18 protein-coding genes are annotated in these 17,431 nt (G+C 68.9%); 7 read left to right on the top strand and 11 right to left on the bottom strand.

What is annotated here, in order from left to right; translation table 11 throughout:
- Positions 1-145: 145 nt before the first annotated feature.
- From HZ992_RS14220 to HZ992_RS14210, 3 genes are read right to left on the bottom strand one after another with little or no spacing between them, the layout of a single operon-like run.
- The gene (locus HZ992_RS14220; RefSeq protein WP_245213030.1) at positions 146-1,507 is read right to left on the bottom strand and encodes an HlyD family type I secretion periplasmic adaptor subunit; all 1,362 of its coding nucleotides are present in this window, start codon (positions 1,505-1,507) and stop codon (positions 146-148) included.
- A gap of 11 nt (positions 1,508-1,518) precedes the next feature.
- Positions 1,519-3,720, bottom strand: a complete 2,202-nt coding sequence (locus tag HZ992_RS14215; RefSeq protein ID WP_209382496.1) for a type I secretion system permease/ATPase — start codon at positions 3,718-3,720, stop codon at positions 1,519-1,521.
- Positions 3,721-3,737: 17 nt separating this feature from the next.
- Positions 3,738-4,283, bottom strand: coding sequence for an NUDIX hydrolase (locus HZ992_RS14210; protein WP_209382495.1), 546 nt, complete (start codon positions 4,281-4,283; stop codon positions 3,738-3,740).
- Positions 4,284-4,396: 113 nt separating this feature from the next.
- On the opposite strand from HZ992_RS14210, the gene HZ992_RS14205 reads away from it, so the two are divergent.
- Genes HZ992_RS14205 through pgeF form a run of 3 tightly spaced genes read left to right on the top strand, consistent with a single transcriptional unit; the run spans position 4,397 to position 6,552 of the window.
- Positions 4,397-5,104 (top strand): fumarylacetoacetate hydrolase family protein, encoded by a 708-nt coding sequence (locus HZ992_RS14205; protein WP_209382494.1) that lies wholly within the window; start codon positions 4,397-4,399, stop codon positions 5,102-5,104.
- Between the two features lie 26 nt (positions 5,105-5,130).
- Positions 5,131-5,769 (top strand): maleylacetoacetate isomerase, encoded by a 639-nt coding sequence (maiA, locus tag HZ992_RS14200; protein ID WP_209387183.1) that lies wholly within the window; start codon positions 5,131-5,133, stop codon positions 5,767-5,769.
- Positions 5,770-5,775: 6 nt separating this feature from the next.
- Positions 5,776-6,552: a peptidoglycan editing factor PgeF gene (pgeF, locus tag HZ992_RS14195; protein ID WP_245213027.1), complete on the top strand. Its 777-nt coding sequence runs from the start codon at positions 5,776-5,778 to the stop codon at positions 6,550-6,552.
- Here pgeF and HZ992_RS14190 read toward each other — a convergent pair.
- Positions 6,475-6,753, bottom strand: a complete 279-nt coding sequence (locus HZ992_RS14190) for a hypothetical protein (RefSeq protein WP_209382493.1) — start codon at positions 6,751-6,753, stop codon at positions 6,475-6,477. The genes pgeF and HZ992_RS14190 overlap by 78 nt on opposite strands.
- Positions 6,754-6,866: 113 nt before the next feature.
- Between HZ992_RS14190 and phaC the strand changes: the two genes are divergently transcribed.
- From phaC to phbB, 3 genes are all read left to right on the top strand, one after another.
- On the top strand, positions 6,867-8,588 hold the full coding sequence (phaC, locus tag HZ992_RS14185) for a class I poly(R)-hydroxyalkanoic acid synthase (protein ID WP_209382492.1): 1,722 nt from the start codon (positions 6,867-6,869) through the stop codon (positions 8,586-8,588).
- Between the two features lie 92 nt (positions 8,589-8,680).
- The gene (locus HZ992_RS14180) at positions 8,681-9,862 is read left to right on the top strand and encodes an acetyl-CoA C-acetyltransferase (RefSeq protein WP_209382491.1); all 1,182 of its coding nucleotides are present in this window, start codon (positions 8,681-8,683) and stop codon (positions 9,860-9,862) included.
- Positions 9,863-9,903: 41 nt separating this feature from the next.
- Positions 9,904-10,641 carry an acetoacetyl-CoA reductase gene (gene phbB / locus HZ992_RS14175; protein ID WP_209382490.1) on the top strand — a complete coding sequence of 246 codons (738 nt, stop codon included), beginning with the start codon at positions 9,904-9,906 and terminating at the stop codon, positions 10,639-10,641.
- A gap of 58 nt (positions 10,642-10,699) precedes the next feature.
- Here phbB and HZ992_RS14170 read toward each other — a convergent pair whose 3' ends face one another.
- Genes HZ992_RS14170 through HZ992_RS14160 form a run of 3 tightly spaced genes read right to left on the bottom strand, consistent with a single transcriptional unit; the run spans position 10,700 to position 12,332 of the window.
- Entirely contained in the window at positions 10,700-11,314 is a 615-nt protein-coding gene (locus HZ992_RS14170; RefSeq protein WP_209382489.1) for a YitT family protein, read from the bottom strand.
- Entirely contained in the window at positions 11,311-11,529 is a 219-nt protein-coding gene (locus HZ992_RS14165; RefSeq protein WP_209382488.1) for a DUF2788 domain-containing protein, read from the bottom strand. Before HZ992_RS14165 ends, HZ992_RS14170 begins: the two co-directional genes overlap by 4 nt.
- A 14-nt stretch (positions 11,530-11,543) precedes the next feature.
- On the bottom strand, positions 11,544-12,332 hold the full coding sequence (locus HZ992_RS14160; RefSeq protein WP_209382487.1) for a DUF2189 domain-containing protein: 789 nt from the start codon (positions 12,330-12,332) through the stop codon (positions 11,544-11,546).
- A gap of 344 nt (positions 12,333-12,676) precedes the next feature.
- On the opposite strand from HZ992_RS14160, the gene HZ992_RS14155 reads away from it, so the two are divergent.
- A complete protein-coding gene (locus tag HZ992_RS14155; protein ID WP_209382486.1) occupies positions 12,677-14,113 on the top strand; it encodes a DEAD/DEAH box helicase in 1,437 nt (478 codons plus the stop codon).
- A gap of 73 nt (positions 14,114-14,186) precedes the next feature.
- Here HZ992_RS14155 and HZ992_RS14150 read toward each other — a convergent pair whose 3' ends face one another.
- The 4 genes from HZ992_RS14150 to HZ992_RS14135 are packed head-to-tail and all read right to left on the bottom strand — an operon-like array spanning position 14,187 to position 17,372.
- The gene (locus HZ992_RS14150; protein WP_209382485.1) at positions 14,187-15,101 is read right to left on the bottom strand and encodes a transglutaminase family protein; all 915 of its coding nucleotides are present in this window, start codon (positions 15,099-15,101) and stop codon (positions 14,187-14,189) included.
- A gap of 12 nt (positions 15,102-15,113) precedes the next feature.
- A complete protein-coding gene (locus HZ992_RS14145) occupies positions 15,114-15,461 on the bottom strand; it encodes an FKBP-type peptidyl-prolyl cis-trans isomerase (protein WP_209382484.1) in 348 nt (115 codons plus the stop codon).
- 37 nt (positions 15,462-15,498) lie between these two features.
- A complete protein-coding gene (gluQRS, locus tag HZ992_RS14140; RefSeq protein ID WP_209382483.1) occupies positions 15,499-16,392 on the bottom strand; it encodes a tRNA glutamyl-Q(34) synthetase GluQRS in 894 nt (297 codons plus the stop codon).
- Positions 16,389-17,372 carry a LysR family transcriptional regulator gene (locus tag HZ992_RS14135; protein ID WP_209382482.1) on the bottom strand — a complete coding sequence of 328 codons (984 nt, stop codon included), beginning with the start codon at positions 17,370-17,372 and terminating at the stop codon, positions 16,389-16,391. Before HZ992_RS14135 ends, gluQRS begins: the two co-directional genes overlap by 4 nt.
- Positions 17,373-17,431: the final 59 nt, after the last annotated feature.

The raw sequence follows: 17,431 nt of genomic DNA, 5'->3' as shown, positions 1-17,431 counted from the left end.
ACATCACCTTATCGCGGCCTCCGTGCAGCGATAAGGTGGGCTCCCGTGGCGCGAAACGACGCTCCGCGAAGACGCCCGTGATCGGGTTCTCGGAGCTCCAGCGGCCAACTTGAGGAAGGAAGTCGCGGCCGGCGGCCGCAGCGTGTCAGCGTTCGCGCAGCGCGTAGGCCTTGGCCTTGAGCACCGGCTTGAGCAGGTAGGCCATCACCGTCTTGTTGCCGGTGAGGATGTCGACCTCGGCGGTCATGCCCGGGATGATGGGCAGCTTGTCGTTGAACTTGGCGCCCTTGGTGCGCACGCGCACCAGGTAGAAGGCGTTGCCGCGCTCGTCGACCACGGTGTCGGGGCTGATGTTCTCCACCTCGGCGGCCATGCCGCCGTAGATGGAGAAGTCGTAGGCGCTGAACTTCACGGTGGCGGCCTGGCCAGGCGCGATGAAGGCGATGTCCTTGGGCTGCACGCGCGCCTCCAGCACCAGCGCATCGTCCAGCGGCACGATCTCGACAATGTCCTTGCCCGGCTGGATCACACCACCCACGGTGTTGGCCAGCAGCCGCTGCACCCGGCCGCGCACTGGGCTCTTGATCTGCGACTTGTCGACCTTGTCGGCCAGCGCCACCGCGCCTTCGTTCAGCGCGTTGAGCTTGCCCACCACCTCGGCCAGTTCCTTGCGCGAGTCGTTGCGGAAGGTGAGTTCGGTCTCCTGGATCTTGCGCTGGGCCTCGCCGATGGCCGCCTGCACGCGGGCGATCTGCGCGCCGGCCTGCTCCGACTCGCCGCGGCTGCGTGCCACGTCGCGCTCCAGGCGCAGGATGTCGACTTCGGAGACGGCGCCGCTGGCCAGCAAGGGGCGCGTCTTCGCCAGTTCCTGCTGGCCCAGGTCGAGGCTGCGCTCGGCCGACGAGCGCCGCGCGCGCATCTCGGCGAGCTCCTGCTCGCGTTGCTGCAACTGCTGGCGGTTGATGGCCAGCATCGTGTTCATCTCCGACAGCCGCGTCTCGTAGAGGCGGCGCTCGCCGTCGACGATGGCCTTCTCGTCGTCGCCGCCGCTGGCCGGCGGCAGGAAGCTGGTGCCGTCGGCCAGCGCGCGCAGCCGCGCCTGGCGGGCGCGCAGCGCGAAACCGGTGGCGGCGCTCTCGCGCACGCCGGAGGTGGCGCGGGTCTCGTCGATCTTCAGCAGCAGTTGGTCGCGCTCGACCACCTGGCCTTCCCTGACGAGGATTTCCGACACCACGCCGCCATCCAGCGACTGCACCAGCTGCAACTGGCGCGACGGGATCACCCGGCCGTCGCCTCGCGTGACTTCGTCGACATGCGCCAGCGAGGCCCACAGGATCAGCAGGGCGACCACGCCCACCGCGGTGCGCACGATGGTCTGCGCGCGCTGGGTGCGCTGGCGGCTCATCACCGCGTCGGCCTCGACCTCGAAGCTGCGCAGGCCGGTATCGGCTTCCTGCATGGGTTCGCCGAACAGCCTCCGCGAGACAGTGGCGGTGAATCGGTTCATCGCGTCGAGCTTCATGCCGCCCTCGCGACGCGGCCGCTGGCCAGCGCTTCCATGATGCGGTCGCGCGGGCCGTCGGCGACGATCTTGCCGCCGTCGACCACGATCACGCGGTTGACCATCGCCAGCATCGAGGTGCGGTGCGTCACCAGCACCACCGTCTTGTCCTGCGCGAAGGCCGTCATGCGCGCGGTGATCTGCGCCTCGGAGCTGAAGTCCATCGCGCTGGTCGGCTCGTCGAGCAGCAGGATCGGTGCGTTGTGCAGCAGCGCGCGCGCCAGGCCGACACTCTGGCGCTGCCCGCCCGAGAGCGACTCGCCGCGTTCGCCCACCGGCATGTCGAAGCCGCGCGGATGGCGGTTCACGAACTCGGCCAGGCCCGCCGTCTCGGCCGCCGCGAGCACGGCGCCGTCGTCGGCATAGGGCAGCCCCAGCGTGATGTTCTCGCGCATCGAGCCGTAGAAGAGCATCACGTCCTGCGACACGCAGCCCAGGTTGCGGCGCACGTCGGCCGGGTCGAGCTGGCGCAGATCGATGCCGTCGATCAGCACGGCGCCGTCGGTGGGCTGGTACAGGCCCATGATCAGGCGCTGGATGGTCGACTTGCCCGAGCCCACGCGGCCGATCAGCGCCACCCGTTCGCCGGCGGCGATCTTGAAGCTGATGCCCTCGAGCGCCGAATCCTTGCGGTTCGGGTAGGCGAACTGCACGTTGCGGAACTCGATGTCGCCGCGCAGCTGCGGGCGGTGGATGAAGTTGTCGCCGGCCGGCCGCTCGACCGGCTTGGCCATGATCTGCTCCAGGCTGCTCATCGCGGTGCGCGCACCCTGGTACTGCATCAGCAGCCCGACGATCTGCCCGGCCGGCGCCAGCGCGCGCCCGGCGAGCATCGACGCGGCGATCAGCGCGCCCATCGTCAGCTCGCGCTCGTGGATCAGGTACACGCCGATGGTCACGATGGCCACCGTCACCGCCTGCGTCAGGAAGGAGGTCAGGTACATCGCGGTGGATGACACGCCGCGCATCTTCACGCCGGTGGCGGCGAGGAAGGCGTTGACGCGCTCCCAGCGCGCCTGCACCACGCTCTCGGCGCCCTGGGCCTTGATCGTCTCGATGCCGGTGAGGCTTTCCACCAGCGTGGCGTTGCGCTGCGCGCCGGCGCGCCAGGTCGATTCGGACAGTTCGTGCAGCCGGTGCTGCAGCACCCAGCCCATCAGCAGGATGAGCAACGCTGCCACGACGACCGGCACGCCCAGCCACGGCGAGATCCAGGCCAGCACGATGACGAAAAGCAGCGCGAACGGCAGGTCGATCAGTGCGGTGACGGTGCCCGAGGCGATGAAGTCGCGCACCTGCTCGAAGCCGCGCAGGTTGGCGGCGAAGGAGCCGACCGATTCCGGCCGCTGCTCCAGCCGCATTCCCAGCACGCGCTCCATGAGGGTGGCGGAGATCTTCACGTCGACCCGCGCGCTGGCCTCGTCGACGAAACGGCTGCGCAACAATCGCATGAACAGGTCGGCGCCGAGCACCAGCACGACGCCGATCGCCAGCGCCCACAGCGTCTCGACGGCGTTGTTCGGCACCACGCGGTCGTAGACGTTCATCGAGAACATCGGGAAAGCCAGCGCGAACAGGTTGATCAGCAGCGCGGCCCACAGCACGTCGCGGTAGACGAAACGCTGCTCGAGCAGCGCGCCCCAGAACCAGTGTCCGGAGGCGAGCGGCCGGGCCTTCGAGTCGGCACGCTCGGTGCGGCTGTCGAAGCGGAAGTGCGGCCGGGCGAACAGCACGACGCCGGTATAGCGCTCGGCCAGATCGTCGCGCGACAGGTTCACCGAACCCTGGCCGGTCTCGGGCAGCAGCACGCGGGCCTGCGCACCGTCGGCATCGAAGCCGAGCAGCACGCAGGCGCGGTTGTCCTTGAGCACGAGCACGGCGGGCAGGGCGGCCGTGTCCAGCGCGTCCAGCGTCAGGCGCTGCAGGCGCGTCGTCATGCCGGCGCGCGCGGCGGCGCGCTCGGCCAGCTCGATGGTCAGCCGGCCGTCGCGCAATGGCAGCGCGGCCGACAGCGAGGCGCGCGTGGCCGCCTGGCCATGCAGCCGGCACAGCTCGACCAGGCAGTCGAGCAGCGGGTCCGGGTGGATCAGGTCCTCGCGCAGGCGCACGGTGTTGGCCTTGGCGGCCGCGGCGGGGTCCTGCGGGGTGGGCTGGGTCATGGGCGCGTTTCGTCCGATCAACCGATATCGGCGCAGTGGATGCCGAATTGACCCTTGCGGCGGTCGTCGAAGTAGCGGTGCAGGGTTTCCTTCACGGTGCGGAAGGCGATCTGCTCCCAGGGGATCTCGGCTTCGCTGAAGAGCTGGGCCTCGATGGTCTCCGGGCCCGGGGCCAAAGTGGTGTCGAGCATGCGCGCCCGGTAGAAGAAGTGCACCTGGCCGACGCGCACCACGTTGAGCACAGTGAACAGGTCCAGCATCTCCACGTTGGCACCGGCCTCTTCGATGGTCTCGCGCAGCGCACCCTGGGCGGTGCTCTCGCCGAGTTCCATGAAACCGGCCGGCAGCGTCCAGAAGCCGTGGCGCGGCTCGATGTTGCGGCGGCACAGCAGCACGCGGTCTTCCCAGGCCGGCACGGTGCCGACCACGTTCAGCGGGTTCTCGTAGTGGATGGTGCCGCAGGCGGTGCAGGTGGCCCGCTCGCGGTTGTCTTCGGCCGGCACGGCGTACTGCGCCGGCGCGCCGCAGGCACGGCAGTGCTTGATGCTGCGGGGGGTGAACATGGCCGCGGCAGTGTAGCGCGCGCTTCGCCGCCACCGGGCGTGCGGCCGTGGCTTATGACCGCCTGCGTGGCATCATCGACGACGATTCGCGACCCCTGCCTGGAGACCTGCCCATGAGTTTCGTCGTCACGCCGCCCGCTGCCGCCGCCGTGCCCGTCGCCGGTGGCGCGCCCGATGCGCTGTTCCCGGTGCATCGCATCTACTGCGTTGGCCGCAACTACGTCGAGCATGCCAAGGAGATGGGCTTCACCGGCCGCGAGCCGCCGTTCTTCTTCATGAAGCCGGCCGACGCCGTGCTGCCGGTGGCCGAGGGGAAGGTGGGTCGCATGCACTACCCGAGCCTCACGAAGGATTTGCACCACGAGGTCGAACTGGTCGTGGCCATCGGCCAGGGTGGCCGCAACATCGCCGCGGTCGACGCCATGAAGCATGTCTGGGGCTACGCCGTCGGCCTGGACATGACGCGCCGCGACCTGCAGGGCGAGGCCAAGAAGCAGGGCCGCCCCTGGTGCATCGGCAAGGGTTTCGACGAATCGGCGCCGATCGGGCCGATCCGTCCGGCGGCGCAGTGCCAGGTCGGCCCCGACACCACGATCGTGCTCGATGTCAACGGCGCAAAGCGGCAATCGAGCACCATCGGCAAGCTGATCTGGAGCATCCCCGAGATCATCGAGCACGTGTCCGCGGCCTGGACGCTGGCGCCCGGCGACCTGATCTTCACCGGCACGCCCGAGGGCGTGGCTGCGGTGGTGGTGGGCGACACGCTGAGCGCGCGCATCGACGGCGTGGGCACGTTGCAGGTGCAGGTGGTGCAGGGCTGAGTTCACACGGGAGTCACGGCATGACATTGCAGCTCTTCAACTACTTCCGCTCGTCGGCGTCGTACCGCGTGCGCATCGCGCTGGCCCTCAAGGGCCTGGACTACGACTACATGCCGGTGCAGCTGGCGCGCAACGAGCACTTCAAGGAGTCGTACGCGGCGCTGTCGCCGGCGCGCCTGGTGCCGCTGCTCAAGGACGACGAGCGCATCGTCACGCAGTCGCTGGCCATCATCGAGTACCTCGACGAACTGCACCCGCAGCCGCCGCTGCTGCCCGGCACGGCACTCGAGCGTGCACGCATCCGCGCACTCGCGCTGGACGTGGCCTGTGAGATCCACCCGCTGAACAACCTGCGCGTGCTGCGCTACCTCGTCCATGACCTGAAGGTCTCGGAAGACGACAAGAACCGCTGGTACCGGCATTGGGTGGAGACCGGGCTCGAGGCCGTCGAGCAGCAACTCGCCGCGCATCCGGCGACCGGCCGCTTCTGCCACGGCGACGCGCCGACCCTGGCCGACGTGGTGCTGGTGCCGCAGATCCACAACGCGAAGCGCATGGACTGCCGGCTCGACCACGTGCCCACCGTGATGCGCATCTTCGAGACCTGCATGGCGCACGACGCCTTCGCCAAGACGCAGCCCTCGGCCTGCCCGGACGCGGCCTGAGCGCCGATGACGGACCTCGCGAACGCCGGGCATCCCGACTGGCTGCGCCCGGACTGGGACGTGCCCGGTGTGGGGGCGCTCATGACGACACGCCGGGGCGGCGTCAGCGAGCGCCCGTTCGCCGGCATGAACATCCGCGCCGGGCTCGGTGACGACCCGGCGGCGGTGGCGCACAACCAGGCGCTGCTGGCGGCTTCCATCGGTGCGAAGCCGGTGTACCTGGATCAGGTGCACGGCCACGGCGTGGTGCGGCTCACGTCGTCCCACGTCGGTGGCCTGCCGCAGGCCGATGCCAGCGTTTGCACCGAGCCGGGCCTGGCGTGCACCGTGCAGGTGGCGGACTGTCTGCCGGTGCTGTTCGCCGCGCCCGGCGCGCGGGGCGTGGCCGGCGCCCATGCCGGCTGGCGCGGGCTGTCGGCGGGCGTGCTGGAGGCCACCCTCGAGTCCTTGTGCGAGGCGGCGGCTTGTGCGCCCGCCGAAGTGCAGGTCTGGCTGGGCCCGTGCATCGGGCCGCGCCGTTTCGAGGTCGGCGCCGATGTGCTGAGGGCCTTCGGCACCGATGCGTCGGACGAGACCTCCGCCTTGTTCCGCCCGCATGCGCCGGGCAAGTGGATGGCCGACCTGGCCGGCCTGGCCCGGCAGCGCCTGCGGGCGGCCGGCGTGACGCAGCTCAGTGGCGGCGACTGGTGCACCTTCGAGGACGACTCACGGTTCTTTTCGTTCCGGCGCGACGGTGTCACCGGCCGCATGGTCGCCGCCATCTGGCTGGAGCGGCGCGTCTGACGCGGCTGGCGCTCGCTCCTGGGCGATGCGCAGACGCCGCCGCGAGGGCGTGCCCAGGATGTACAGCACGATGGACAAGGGCAGCGCGCCGTAGAGCAGGAAGGTGAAGACCGCACCGAGCACGGTCCCATTCGGCGCAGTGGCCTCCGCGACGGCCATCATCAGCACCACGTAACCCCAGGCGATCGCGACGAGATACATGGTTCTTACCGAATGGTGAAATTGACTGTCATTATGTGGTAAGCTTCGCGCGGTAAAAACGCACACAACTAGAACAGATTCACCGGATCGGAAGCATCCGTGAGGAGACTTACATGAAAGCCACTTCCCGTGCCGCGACCGGGGCATCCGTGCCCACCGACCCGGCCGACGCCGCCAAGGCCTTCGGCTCGACTGTCGGCGAGATCTGGAAGTCGATGTCCGGGCTGAATCTGCCGCTGCCCGCGGTGTCGAAGCTGCAGGCCGACTATCTCAAGCAGGCCACCGATCTGTGGAACCTGAACCTGCGCGAAGCCAACCCCGATGCGGCCGCATCCAAGGCCGCCGACAAACGCTTTGCCGCGCAGGAATGGGCCAAGAATCCGGCCAGCGCCTACATCGCGCAGATGTACCTGCTCAATGCGCGCACCCTGATGGAGATGGCCGACGCCGTCGAGGGCGACGTCAAGACGAAGCAGCGCATCCGCTTCGCGGTGCAGCAGTGGGTGGACGCCGCCTCGCCGAGCAACTACCTCGCGCTCAATCCCGAGGCGCAGCGCAAGGCGCTCGAGACCAAGGGCGAGAGCATCGGCCAGGGCCTCAAGCACCTGTGGAACGACATCCAGCAGGGCCACCTCTCGCAGACCGACGAGAGCGTCTTCGAGGTGGGCCGCAACGTGGCCACGACCGAAGGCGCGGTGGTGTTCGAGAACGAACTGTTCCAGCTGATCGAGTACAAGCCGTTGACGGCCAAGGTCTACGAGCGGCCGATGCTGTTCGTGCCGCCGTGCATCAACAAGTACTACATCATGGATCTGCAGCCGGAGAACTCGCTGATCCGCTACACGGTCGAGCAGGGCCACCGCCTCTTCGTGATCAGCTGGCGCAACGCCGACGACAGCATCGCCCAGTACACCTGGGACCAGTACATCGAGAACGCGGCGGTCCGCGCCATCCGCGAGGTGCAGGACATCACCGGCAGCGAGCAGCTCAACACGCTGGGCTTCTGCGTCGGCGGCACGATCCTCGCCACCGCGCTGTCGGTGCTGGCCGCGCGCGGCGAGCAGCCGGCCACCAGCGTGACGCTGCTGACCACGCTGCTGGACTTCTCCAACACCGGCGTGCTCGACCTGTTCATCGACGAGACGATGGTGCAGATGCGCGAGATGACGCTCGGCCCCCAGAGCCCCGGTGGCGGCAGCCTGCTCAAGGGCCAGGAGTTGGCCTCGACCTTCAGCTTCCTGCGCCCGAACGACCTGGTCTGGAACTACGTCGTCGGCAATTACCTCAAGGGCGAGACGCCCCCGCCCTTCGACCTGTTGTACTGGAACAGCGACAGCACCAACCTGCCCGGGCCGATGTACTGCTGGTACCTGCGCAACACGTACCACGAGAACAACCTGGCCAAGCCCGGCAAGGTGACGGTGTGCGGCGAGAAGGTCGACCTCGGGGCCATCAAGGCGCCGACTTACGTCTACGCCTCGCGCGAAGACCACATCGTGCCCTGGGATGGTGCCTACCAGAACACACAGGTGCTCACCGGCGCGAAGGGGAAGATCCGCTTCGTGATGGGTGCCTCGGGCCACATCGCCGGGGTGATCAACCCGCCGGCCAAGGGCAAGCGCAGCCACTGGATCGGCGGCACGAATGCCGTTCCGGCCGACGCGAAGGAATGGTTCGCCAAGGCCAAGGAGCATCCGGGCAGCTGGTGGACCGACTGGGCTGCCTGGCTGAAGTCCCACGCCGGCAAGCAGATCGCTGCGCCCAAGGGCTACGGCAATCGCAGCCACAAGGCCATCGAGCCCGCACCGGGCCGTTACGTCAAGCAGAAGGCCTGACGAATATCGCTTGATGTGGCCACGGCGAAGCGCGACAGTGCGAACCGTGGCCTACGTCCACTTCGAACCGTTTCACTGCAGGAGACTCCCCCATGACCACTGACATCGTGATCGTCGCCGCCGCCCGCACCGCCGTCGGCAAGTTCGGCGGCACGCTCGCCTCGACGCCCGCGTCCGAACTCGGCGCCGCCGTGATCGCCGAACTGCTCAAGCGCGCCAAGCTCTCGGGCGACCAGATCGGCGAGGTCATCCTCGGCCAGGTGCTGCAGGCCGGTGCCGGCCAGAACCCGGCGCGGCAGTCGGTCATCAAGTCGGGCCTGCCCAACCACGTGCCTGCGATGACCATCAACAAGGTCTGCGGCTCGGGCCTGAAGGCGGTGATGCTGGCGGCGCAGGCCATCCGTGACGGCGACAGCGAGATCGTCATCGCCGGCGGCCAGGAGAACATGAGCCTGGCACCGCACGTGCTGCCGAATTCGCGCAATGGCCAGCGCATGGGCGACTGGAAGCTGGTCGACACGATGATCGTCGACGGCCTGTGGGACGTCTACAACCAGTACCACATGGGCATCACCGCCGAGAACGTGGCCAAGAAGTTCGGCGTGACGCGCGAGGCGCAGGACGCGCTCGCGCTGGCCAGCCAGCAGAAGGCCGCTGCCGCCCAGGACGCCGGCAAGTTCAAGGACGAGATCGTTCCCTTCAGCATCGCGCAGAAGAAGGGTGACCCGATCGTCTTCGCCAACGACGAATTCCTCAACCGCAAGACCAGCGCCGAAGGCCTGGCCGGCCTGCGCCCCGCCTTCGACAAGGCTGGCAGCGTGACCGCCGGCAACGCCTCCGGCCTGAACGACGGTGCCGCCGGCGTGGTGGTGATGAGCGCGAAGCTCGCCGACAAGCTGGGCCTGACGCCGTTGGGTCGCATTGCTTCCTACTCTTCGGCCGGCCTCGACCCGGCCACCATGGGCATGGGCCCGGTGCCGGCGAGCCAGCGTGCGCTGCAGCGCGCCGGCTGGAAGGCCGCCGACCTCGACCTGCTCGAGATCAACGAAGCCTTCGCCGCACAGGCGTGCGCAGTGCACCAGGAGATGGGCTGGGACACCAGCAAGGTCAACGTGAACGGCGGCGCCATCGCCATCGGCCACCCGATCGGCGCATCCGGCTGCCGCATCCTCGTCACGCTGCTGCACGAAATGCAGCGCCGCAATGCCAAGAAGGGCATTGCCTCGCTGTGCATCGGCGGCGGCATGGGCGTGGCGCTGACGATCGAACGCTGAACCTTTCCAGACACAACACGATTTCAACCAGGAGAAGACAAATGGCTCAGAAGATTGCGTACGTGACGGGTGGCATGGGTGGCATCGGCACCTCGATGTGCCAGCGCCTGCACAAGGACGGTTTCAAGGTCATCGCCGGCTGCGGCCCGAGCCGCGACCACGTGAAGTGGATCGGTGAGCAGAAGGCCCTGGGCTACACGTTCTACGCGTCGGTGGGCAACGTCGGCGACTGGGATTCGACCGTGGCGGCCTTCGAGAAGGTCAAGGCCGAGCACGGCACGGTGGACGTGCTGGTCAACAACGCCGGCATCACGCGCGACGGCATGTTCCGCAAGATGAGCCGGGCCGACTGGGACGCGGTGATCGAGACCAACCTGACCAGCCTGTTCAACGTCACCAAGCAGGTGATCGAGGGCATGCTCGACAAGGGCTGGGGCCGCATCGTCAACATCAGCTCGGTGAACGGCGAGAAGGGGCAGTTCGGCCAGACCAACTACTCCGCCGCCAAGGCCGGCATGCACGGCTTCACGATGGCGCTGGCGCAGGAAGTGGCCAACAAGGGCGTGACGGTGAACACCGTGAGCCCGGGCTACATCGCCACCGACATGGTCAAGGCGATCAAGCAAGAAGTGCTGGACAAGATCGTCTCGGGCATCCCGGTCAAGCGCCTGGGCACGCCGGAGGACATCGCCTCCATCGTGTCGTGGGTGGCGTCGGACGAATCCGGTTTCGCGACCGGCGCGGACTTCTCGGTCAACGGCGGTTTGCACATGGGCTGATCGCGTTCACGCGATTCACCTCGAGCCCGGCCCTCGCGCCGGGCTCTTTCATGTCTGTTCAGAACGCGACGTAGCGCCCCGGCCGGTGGTTCAGTGCCAGCGTGAGGTTCAGAGCCAGCGCGCCGGCGATGGACATCAGGATGCGCTGCGGCTCCACCATCGCCAACGAAGCGACGAGGATGGCGCCGTCGATGCCCATCTGCACCCAGCCGGCGCGCCAGCCGAAGCGCTTCTGCAGCACCAGCACGAGGATGTTCAGGCCGCCCAGGCTGGCGTGGTGGCGGAACAGCACCAGGAAGCCCGCACCCATCAGCAGCCCGCCGGCGATGGCGGCGAACCAGGGGTCGAGCACCGCGAACCCCGCCCAGCGCGGCACCGCCGTCGTGAGCGCCGACAGCAGCGTCACCGCGGCGAAGGTCTTCAGCGTGAAGCTGCGCCCCATCGCCCGCCAGGCCAGCAGGTAGAAGGGCAGATTGATGACGAAGAACAGCGGGCCGAAGCCGAAGCCGGTGGCGTAGTGCGCCAGGAACGCGATTCCTGCCGTGCCCCCAGTGAGCAAGCCCGCGTGGCTGAACATCGCCACGCCGAAGGCGATGAACAGCGTGCCGGTGACGAAGGCCAGCGCATCGTCGTACCAGGCGTGGCGCAGAGCGCCGTCCCCGATGCTGCTCATTCGACGATGCCGGACATGAAGAACTTGATCAGCCCCTTGGCCGCGAAGCCGACCAGCCCCACGCCCAGGCCCAGCAGGAGCACGAAGGTGCCGAACTTGCCGGCCTTCGATTCGCGCGCGAGCTGCAGGATGATGAACACCATGTAGATCATGAACGCGCTGACCCCGAAGGTCAGCCCGAACCAGGCGATCTGCTCCTCGGTGTAGCCGAACATGCCGTGTCCCGGTCTCAGGGCCGCTCGGCCAGGCCGGAGGTGTCGACCAGGTCGCGGTAGGCGTGCCAGCTGGCGTGCGCGATCCAAGGCACCACGACCACCAGCCCGAGCATCAGCGTGGCCATGCCCAGCAGCGTCAGCGCCATGATCAGCCCGGCCCACAGTGCCATCGGCAGCGGGTTGTCCATCACCACGCGCCAGCTGGTGAACACCGCGGCGAGCACGCCGACCTCGCGGTCCAGCAGCAAAGGGATGGCGACCACGCTGGAGGCGAACACCGGCGCGGCGAGCAGACCGCCCAGCGCCAGCCAGATCTCGAACAGATAGCCCTGATCGGCCAGCAGCACCACGCGCACGAAGTCCTGCGGGTTGCGCACAGGCGTCGGCGCGAGGCTGGTGATCAGCGAGGCCGAGGTCATCACCCAGCCGGTGCCGGCGAAGGCGAGCAGCACGCCGAATACCACCAGGCGCCCGTCGCGCGGGCGCCAGGCGCGCAGCGCGACCGCCAGGTCGGCGCGGCCGCTGCGCTGCAGGGCGCGGCTGACCGCGTACAGGCCAGTGGCCAGGATCGGCGCGACGAGCAGGAAGCCGGAGAACGCGCCGGACAGCAGCCAGAACTGGCTGCGCGCCGCCCAGAACAGCGCCGCACCGAACACGGCCAGCAGCAGGCCATGCAGCAGGCCGGGCAGCGGGCAGCGCATGAAGTCGTGCCAGCCTGCGGCCAGCCAGCCCAGCGGCCGCAGCGCGGGCACGGTGCGCGTGCCGAAGCGGCGGGATTCGACCAGGGCGGGGCTTTCGCGCATGGGCGGCAGTGTGCCTGCGCCACCCTGCGATGCTCTTGATCAAGGTCATGTGGAATCGGCCGCGTGGTGCGCCGCAGCATCGAAGTGCCAAACCGGCTACAATGCGCGGCTGCACTCGGAACGATCCGGGTGCAATCGTTCATCTCCTACGACCTCGTCTCGGAAACGCCGCGCACCCTGCGCCGGCCGATTCACGAAACTCTCTCGCCGTTCAGGCTGGGGCAACGGTTGGCGGCGATGCCGTCGCTTCGACTGTTCCCTCGAACGTTCCCCGCGACCTGTTCCGGTCGTCCCGTATGGACGGCCCGGCGGCGTATTTCGTCGCCGAATTGCGAAAGAGAAAGATGAGTTTCGATACCCTGGGCCTGCACGAAGCCCTCACCAAAGCCGTGGCCGATTCGGGCTACGACACCGCCACCGAAGTCCAGACGCAGGCGATCCCGCCGGCGCTGGAAGGTCGCGACCTGATGGTCTCGGCCAGCACCGGCAGCGGCAAGACCGCCTCGTTCATCCTGCCCGCCCTGCAGCGCATCCTCGCTGCCCGTGGCGACAACACCAAGCGGCGCGAGAAGGGCATCGTCTACGGCCCGCGCATCCTCGTGCTCACGCCGACGCGCGAGCTCGCGATGCAGGTCGCCAAGGCGGCCGACACCTACGGCCGCCATGTGCCGGGCCTTCGCGTGGCTACCGTCGTGGGCGGCGTGCCCTATCCGGCGCAGATCAAGGCGCTGCGCGGCCCGCTGGACATCCTGATCTCCACGCCCGGCCGCCTGCTCGACCACCTGAACACCGGCAAGGCCGTGCTCAGCAACGTCGAGGTGCTGGTGCTCGACGAAGCCGACCGCATGCTCGACATGGGCTTCATCGACGACATCAACACCATCGCCGACCAGGTGCCGAAGGAGCGCCAGACGGTGATGTACAGCGCCACCTTCGCCGGCAACGTGGGCAACCTCGCGCGCAACCTGCTGCGTGAGCCGCAGCGCATCGACGTCGCCTCGCACACCGACACGCACGCCAACATCGAGCAGCGCCTGCACTGGGCCGACAACTCGCACCACAAGAACGCCCTGCTGGATCACATCCTGACCGAGAGCAGCCTCGAGCAGGCGATCGTGTTCACGAGCACGCAGCGTGACGCCGACTGGCTGGCCGACCGCCTGGCCGAACTCGGCCACGCCGTGGCCTCGCTGCACGGCGGCATGCCGCAAGGCCGCCGCAACCGCGTGCTGCAGGGCCTGCGCAGCAAGCACCTGCGCGTGCTGGTGGCCACCGACGTGGCCGCGCGCGGCATCGACGTGCCGACCATCAGCCACGTCATCAACTACGGCCTGCCGATGAAGGCCGAAGATTACGTGCACCGCATCGGCCGCACCGGCCGCGCCGGGCGCAACGGCCTGGCGGTGACGCTGGCCGAGCGCATGGACGCCGGCATGATCCGCCGCATCCAGCACTTCACGACGCAGAACATCGCCGTGGCCACCGTGCCCGGCCTCGAGCCGAAAAGCCCTGAGCCGCGCATGTTCCCCGGACGCCCGGCCGGCGGCCCGTCTCCCGAGCGCGGTCGTTTCGGCGGCAAGCCGTTCGGCGCCAAGCCCTTCGGCCCGAAGCCCTCGTTCGGCAACAAGCCGTTCGCCGCGCGTGCCGCGCAGGGCGATGCGCCGCGCAATCCGTTCGACCGCCCGGCGGGTGATCGCCGCCCGCACGATTCGGCCGGCCCGCGCAAGTCGGGCTTCAAGCCGCATCCGGTCGGTGGCCGCCCGAGCCGCTTCGAGCGCTGAAGCGACACGCTGAACAAAAAGGGCCCGCAGTAGCGGGCTCTTTTTCTTGGCATCGCCGAATCCGGCGACGCGCTCAATCCTCGTCGAGCCGGTGCACCTGCACGGTCGCTTCCAGGCCGAGGTAGGCATCGGCGGCGCCGAACCAGGAGCCCGAGATCGGCGCAGCCTGGCTCGGGTCGCGTGCCACGCCGACGCGGATCAGCGTGTTGCCGCCGAGCAGGTTGTTGGTCGGGTCGAAGGGCACCCAGCCCGCGCCGGGCAGGTAGGCCTGCAGCCAGGCGTGCGTGCTGCCAGCACCGACCGTGGGCGCGGCGGCGGCAGCGTCGGCGCTCGCTCCGGCGGGAAGGTCCAGCGCCGGGTCGTAGAGGTAACCGGAGACGAAGCGTGTGGCCACGCCCAGGCGTCGCGCCGCTTCCATCATCAGCAGCGCGAAGTCGCGGCAGCTGCCGCTGCCCAGGTCGAGCGTCTGCAGCGGTGTCTGCGTGCCCTCCTCGTCGCGCGCCACGTACTCGAAGTTCTCGCGGATGTGCTGGTTCATCTGCACCAGCAGGTCGCGTGTGCCGGTCGGGCCGTCGGTGCGGATGAACTGCCGTGCCCAGGCCGTCAGCCGGCCCAGAGGATCGTCATGGTGCGGGCGCAGGTAGTGTTCGAGGTCGAAGCGCTCCTCGACGCTGTACGCGAAGGGGAAGAACTCCGCGCCCGGCGCCAGCGGCAGCTCGAGGTTGTGGCTGTGCGCGTGTTCGATGGTGAAGCTGCAGACGATGCGCAGTTCCTCCGCCGGCTCCAGCGGCTGCACGATGGCGATGGAGTTGGAGTGCGGATCCTGGATCAGCCGGATCGTCGCTTCCGGGCTGACCTCCAGGTCGGTGGCGAGCACGCGCAGGTCGTGGCTGTCGCGCGGCCTGAAGATCACCCGGTGCTCGCCGAACTTCACCGGCTCGCGATAGCGGTAGACCGTCGTGTGGACGATGTCGTAGCGGACGGTCATGCGCAGGGCGAACTAGACGCCGAGCAGTTCGACTTCGAACATCAGCGTGGCGTTCGGCGGGATCACGCCGCCCGCGCCGCGCGCGCCGTAGCCCAGCTGCGGCGGAATCACGAGCAGCCGCGTGCCGCCGACCTTCATGCCCTGCACGCCTTCGTCCCAGCCGCGGATGACCATGCCCTGGCCGAGGCCGAACTGGAAGGGGTCGTTGCGGTCCTTGCTGCTGTCGAACTTGGCGCCCTTGACGCCGCCGTTGTAGAGCCAGCCGGTGTAGTGCACGGTGACGTGCTGGCCGGCACGCGCTTCGGCGCCTTCGCCCGCTTTGGTGTCTTCGTACTGGAGGCCGGAATCGGTCGTGATCATGGCGAACTTTCGCGGAGTGGTAACGCAGGGGCCGCCATCATGCCAGGGTGCACTGCCATGCGTGCACGGCCTCGGCCAGGAAGCCGTTCAGATCAACGGCCGCCACGGCCAGGCCGAGCACACGCGCGGCGTCCTGCAACGCAGACACCGGGTCGCGCAGGTCCAGTGCGGTGGCGCCGTTCTGCTTCGACAGCTTCTCGCCGTCGGCGCCAAGCACCAGCGGCGTGTGCAGGTAGCTCGGCGTGGGCAGGCCCAGCGCACGCTGCAGCAGGATCTGCCTCGGCGTGTTGTCGGCCAGGTCTTCGCCGCGCACGACATGGGTGATGCCCTGGGCCGCGTCGTCCACCACCACGGCGAGCTGGTAGGCCCACAGGCCGTCGGCGCGTTTGAGCACGAAGTCGCCGACGGCGTCGCTCAGGCGCTGGCGCTGCGTGCCCAGGCGCCGGTCATGCCATTCGATCTCGCATTCCTCTTCGGGCGCACTGAGCGAAGTTCGCATTCGCACGGCGCGGGCCGTGCGGCCGTGCAGGCCGTCGCGGCAGGTGCCGGGGTAGACCAGCTCGGCGCCGCGCGTCTTCGGCGTGCCACGCGCTCGCAGCGCCTGGTCGATGTCGCGCCGCGTGCAACTGCAGGGGTAGGCCCAGCCTGCGGCGAGCAGGCGATCGAGTGCGTTCTGATAGGCCGCGCCGCGTGTCGACTGCCACAGGGGCGGCTCGTCGGCATGCAGCCCACAGGCTGCGAGCTGCGCGATGATCAGCGTATCTGCGCCGGGCACGCAGCGCGGCGTGTCGACGTCCTCGATGCGCAGCAGCCAGCGCCCGCCGTGCGCACGGGCGTCGAGCCACGAGGCCAGCGCGGCCACCAGCGAGCCCGCGTGCAGCGGCCCGGTGGGCGAGGGCGCGAAACGCCCCACGTAGCTCGCAGCGTTCATCCGCCCCAGGGGCCGGTGTGCCGCTCCAGCAGCGCGCGCCGCGTGGCCGGGCTCTCGAGCTGGTTCAACCACCACTGCAGCGCCAGGCCCAGTGGCGCACGCTTGCCCTTGGAGCCCACGCCGGCACGCCAGGCGTAGCCCATCACGGCGGCTTGCCGCGTGCGCTCGACGGCCTTGACGACCAGCCGGCCCGCCTCGACATGTGGGCGCGCCATCGGCTCGGGGATGTAGCCGCAGCCCATGCAGCGGATCTGCGCCTCGATCTTGGCCTGCGTGCTGCTCACCGTCAGCACGTCCTGGCCGGGCAGGATGTTCACCGTGATCGGCGACATGCGCAGCGCCGAATCGGCCACCGCCACCGCGCGGTGCCGCAGCAGTTCGGTGTCGCTGATCGGGCCCTCGTGCGCGGCCAGCGGGTGGTGCGGTGCGACGGCGAAGACGAACTCCATCTCGCCGAGCAGCGCGAACTCGATGCCCGCCGGCGGCTGCGACTGCGTGCCCACGCCAATGGCCAGATCGGCCTGGCCGCTGATCAGCGCCTCCCAGGTGCCGGCCAGCACCTCGCTGCGCAAGCGCAGCCGCGTGCCGTGTTCGACATTCTGCTCGGCGCAGCGCGCATAGAAGGCTTCGCACAGCTCGAAGATGGTGACCTGCGACATCACCACGTCGACCGCGATGGTCAGCTGCGTCTCCCAGCCGGTGGCCACCCTTCGCACGCGGTTGGCCACCGCATCCATTTCGATGAGCAGGCGGCGGCCTTCGGTGAGCAGTTCCTCGCCTGCGGCGGTGAGCTGGGCCTGGCGCGAGCTGCGGTCGAACAGCAGCACGTCCAGCGCATCCTCGAGCTGGCGCACGTTGTAGGTCAGCGCCGAGGGCACCTTGCCGAGCTCGCGGGCGGCCGCGGCAAAACTGCCGGTGCGCGCGATGGTGTCCATCATCGCGAGGGCTTCCGGGGTCAGCACGTTGCGGCGGTCGGGCATGGGCAGGTTCGGTGGCGAACAGGGGTTCATCTTATTTGAACGCGAGCTTCAAGGCTGGA

It is taken from the genome of Rhizobacter sp. AJA081-3 (assembly GCF_017795745.1).
In the GTDB taxonomy this organism is placed as follows: Bacteria; Pseudomonadota; Gammaproteobacteria; order Burkholderiales; family Burkholderiaceae_C; genus Piscinibacter.
Note: the sequence above shows the minus strand (reverse complement) of the source record. Positions and strands in the feature narration are given on the sequence as shown.

Excerpts from the sequence above, each read along its gene's own strand:
- HZ992_RS14220 (WP_245213030.1), bottom strand. The coding sequence starts at position 1,507 with ATGAACCGATTCACCGCCACTGTCTCGCGGAGGCTGTTCGGCGAACCC.
- HZ992_RS14215 (WP_209382496.1), bottom strand. The coding sequence starts at position 3,720 with ATGACCCAGCCCACCCCGCAGGACCCCGCCGCGGCCGCCAAGGCCAAC.
- HZ992_RS14210 (WP_209382495.1), bottom strand. The coding sequence starts at position 4,283 with ATGTTCACCCCCCGCAGCATCAAGCACTGCCGTGCCTGCGGCGCGCCG.
- HZ992_RS14205 (WP_209382494.1), top strand. The coding sequence starts at position 4,397 with ATGAGTTTCGTCGTCACGCCGCCCGCTGCCGCCGCCGTGCCCGTCGCC.
- pgeF (WP_245213027.1), top strand. The coding sequence starts at position 5,776 with ATGACGGACCTCGCGAACGCCGGGCATCCCGACTGGCTGCGCCCGGAC.
- HZ992_RS14190 (WP_209382493.1), bottom strand. The coding sequence starts at position 6,753 with ATGTATCTCGTCGCGATCGCCTGGGGTTACGTGGTGCTGATGATGGCC.
- phaC (WP_209382492.1), top strand. The coding sequence starts at position 6,867 with ATGAAAGCCACTTCCCGTGCCGCGACCGGGGCATCCGTGCCCACCGAC.
- HZ992_RS14180 (WP_209382491.1), top strand. The coding sequence starts at position 8,681 with ATGACCACTGACATCGTGATCGTCGCCGCCGCCCGCACCGCCGTCGGC.
- phbB (WP_209382490.1), top strand. The coding sequence starts at position 9,904 with ATGGCTCAGAAGATTGCGTACGTGACGGGTGGCATGGGTGGCATCGGC.
- HZ992_RS14170 (WP_209382489.1), bottom strand. The coding sequence starts at position 11,314 with ATGAGCAGCATCGGGGACGGCGCTCTGCGCCACGCCTGGTACGACGAT.
- HZ992_RS14165 (WP_209382488.1), bottom strand. The coding sequence starts at position 11,529 with ATGTTCGGCTACACCGAGGAGCAGATCGCCTGGTTCGGGCTGACCTTC.
- HZ992_RS14160 (WP_209382487.1), bottom strand. The coding sequence starts at position 12,332 with ATGCGCGAAAGCCCCGCCCTGGTCGAATCCCGCCGCTTCGGCACGCGC.
- HZ992_RS14155 (WP_209382486.1), top strand. The coding sequence starts at position 12,677 with ATGAGTTTCGATACCCTGGGCCTGCACGAAGCCCTCACCAAAGCCGTG.
- HZ992_RS14150 (WP_209382485.1), bottom strand. The coding sequence starts at position 15,101 with ATGACCGTCCGCTACGACATCGTCCACACGACGGTCTACCGCTATCGC.
- HZ992_RS14145 (WP_209382484.1), bottom strand. The coding sequence starts at position 15,461 with ATGATCACGACCGATTCCGGCCTCCAGTACGAAGACACCAAAGCGGGC.
- gluQRS (WP_209382483.1), bottom strand. The coding sequence starts at position 16,392 with ATGAACGCTGCGAGCTACGTGGGGCGTTTCGCGCCCTCGCCCACCGGG.
- HZ992_RS14135 (WP_209382482.1), bottom strand. The coding sequence starts at position 17,372 with ATGCCCGACCGCCGCAACGTGCTGACCCCGGAAGCCCTCGCGATGATG.